The sequence below is a fragment of the Gilliamella sp. wkB108 genome (assembly GCF_001690195.1).
GTDB lineage: Bacteria > Pseudomonadota > Gammaproteobacteria > Enterobacterales > Orbaceae > Gilliamella > Gilliamella apicola_L.
The window spans coordinates 1-2,846 of the sequence record NZ_LZGM01000004.1 but is presented as its reverse complement, the minus strand read 5'-3'; the positions used below and the strand labels follow the sequence as shown (position 1 = coordinate 2,846).

The 2,846-nt window shown below is 49.7% G+C and carries 2 tRNA genes and 2 rRNA genes; all 4 read right to left on the bottom strand.

Annotation, left to right across the window (positions count from 1 at the left end):
* Window positions 1–919: ribosomal RNA gene (locus A9G11_RS00040) — 23S ribosomal RNA — on the bottom strand; the annotation flags it as partial.
* A gap of 204 nt (window positions 920–1,123) precedes the next feature.
* Window positions 1,124–1,199, bottom strand: a tRNA-Ala gene (locus A9G11_RS00035).
* A 110-nt stretch (window positions 1,200–1,309) separates the two neighbouring features.
* Window positions 1,310–1,386 (bottom strand) — tRNA-Ile (locus A9G11_RS00030).
* A gap of 56 nt (window positions 1,387–1,442) precedes the next feature.
* Window positions 1,443–2,846: ribosomal RNA gene (locus A9G11_RS00025) — 16S ribosomal RNA — on the bottom strand; the annotation flags it as partial.

Below are 2,846 nucleotides of genomic sequence, written 5' to 3'. Positions count from 1 at the left end.
TCGGAGTTTGCATCGGGTTGGTAAGCCGGGATGGCCCCCTAGCCGAAACAGTGCTCTACCCCCAACAGTCACTCATGAGGCGCTACCTAAATAGCTTTCGGGGAGAACCAGCTATCTCCCGGTTTGATTGGCCTTTCACCCCCAGCCACAGGTCATCCGCTAATTTTTCAACATTAGTCGGTTCGGTCCTCCAGTTAGTGTTAACCAACCTTCAACCTGCCCATGGCTAGATCACCGGGTTTCGGGTCTATACCCTGCAACTTTTCGCACAGTTAATACTCGGTTTCCCTTCGGCTCCCCTATTCGGTTAACCTTGCTACAGAATATAAGTCGCTGACCCATTATACAAAAGGTACGCAGTCACATATATCCAATGATATACGCTCCCACTGATTGTACGTACACGGTTTCAGGGTCTATTTCACTCCCCTCCCGGGGTTCTTTTCGCCTTTCCCTCACGGTACTGGTTCACTATCGGTCATTTAGGAGTATTTAGCCTTGGAGGATGGTCCCCCCATATTCAGACAGGATATCACGTGTCCCGCCCTACTCTTCAAGCTTCCACATCATGTGCCTTCGTGTACGGGACTTTCACCCTCTGTCGTGCGACTTTCCAGACGCTTCCACTAACTCATGATGCTTCCCACTTTGGGCTCCTCCCCTTTCGCTCGCCGCTACTCGGGGAATCTCGGTTGATTTCTTTTCCTCGGGGTACTTAGATGTTTCAGTTCTCCCGGTTCGCCTCACTTGACTATGTATTCATCAAGCAATAGTGCAGTTACCCACACTGGGTTTCCCCATTCGGACATCGACGGCTATAACGCCTTTTATCGGCTCACCGTCGCTTTTCGCAGATTAACACGTCCTTCTTCGCCTCTAAATGCCTAGGCATCCACCGTGTACGCTTAATTTCTTAACCTTACAACTCACAGTTGTCTTGGTTTTCATTACGCTTTTCTTTCTCTTTCTTACTGCAAACTAACATATCTTCATATATCAGCATGCCGCAAAAACGAGAACTCGTTTCTTTCAGCTTGTTCCTAATTGTTAAAGAGCTTTATCTTTCTGTCTACTCAATTAAAGTAAACACAAAGATAATTATTCTGAAAAGAGATAACTTTAATGGTGGAGCTAAGCGGGATCGAACCGCTGGCCTCCTGCGTGCAAGGCAGGCGCTCTCCCAGCTGAGCTATAGCCCCAATAATTCACTTCATCTGTTTCCCCAATTCGCTTAACGTAGCTCGCTCTGTGCTAAGTAATGCTGTTTCATCACCTACGCTTGCGTTTATATCGCAGAATTAAGTTGAATTGGTGGGTCTGAGTGGACTTGAACCACCGACCTCACCCTTATCAGGGGTGCGCTCTAACCACCTGAGCTACAGACCCAATAAAGTGACTCTTTTCTAAACAAACAATCTGTGTGAACACTTACGAGCACTTCGTAAGGAGGTGATCCAACCGCAGGTTCCCCTACGGTTACCTTGTTACGACTTCACCCCAGTCATGGACCACACCGTGGTAAACGCCCTCCCGAAGGTTAAGCTATCTACTTCTGGTGCAACCCACTCCCATGGTGTGACGGGCGGTGTGTACAAGGCCCGGGAACGTATTCACCGTGACATTCTGATTCACGATTACTAGCGATTCCGACTTCATGGAGTCGAGTTGCAGACTCCAATCCGGACTTAGACGTACTTTATGAGGTCCGCTTGCTCTCGCGAGGTCGCCTCCCTTTGTATACGCCATTGTAGCACGTGTGTAGCCCTGGTCGTAAGGGCCATGATGACTTGACGTCGTCCCCACCTTCCTCCGCTTTATCAACGGCAGTCTCCTTTGAGTTCCCGACCTAATCGATGGCAACAAAGGATAAGGGTTGCGCTCGTTGCGGGACTTAACCCAACATTTCACAACACGAGCTGACGACAGCCATGCAGCACCTGTCTCATAGCTCCCGAAGGCACTTCCACATCTCTGCAGAATTCTATGGATGTCAAGACCAGGTAAGGTTCTTCGCGTTGCATCGAATTAAACCACATGCTCCACCGCTTGTGCGGGCCCCCGTCAATTCATTTGAGTTTTAACCTTGCGGCCGTACTCCCCAGGCGGTCGATTTATCGCGTTAGCTTCGGAGCCCATCACTCAAGGCAACAAACTCCAAATCGACATCGTTTACAGCGTGGACTACCAGGGTATCTAATCCTGTTTGCTCCCCACGCTTTCGCATCTCAGCGTCAGTATCTGTCCAGAAGGCCGCCTTCGCCACCGGTATTCCTCCACATCTCTACGCATTTCACCGCTACACGTGGAATTCTACCTTCCTCTACAATACTCCAGATAACCAGTTTTAAGTGCAATTCCTAGGTTGAGCCCAGGGCTTTCACACCTAACTTAATCATCCGCCTACATGCCCTTTACGCCCAGTCATTCCGATTAACGCTCGCACCCTCCGTATTACCGCGGCTGCTGGCACGGAGTTAGCCGGTGCTTCTTCTGTAATTAACGTCAATTGTTGCACCTATTAGATACAACACCTTCCTCATCACCGAAAGTACTTTACAACCCGAAGGCCTTCTTCATACACGCGGCATGGCTGCATCAGGGTTTCCCCCATTGTGCAATATTCCCCACTGCTGCCTCCCGTAGGAGTCTGGACCGTGTCTCAGTTCCAGTGTGGCTGGTCATCCTCTCAGACCAGCTAGAGATCGTCGCCTTGGTGAGCTTTTACCCCACCAACTAGCTAATCCCATATGGGTTCATCAAATGGCACATGGTCCGAAGATCCCATGCTTTGGTTTCTCAACTTTATGAGGTATTAGCAGTCGTTTCCAACTGTTGTCCCTCGCCAC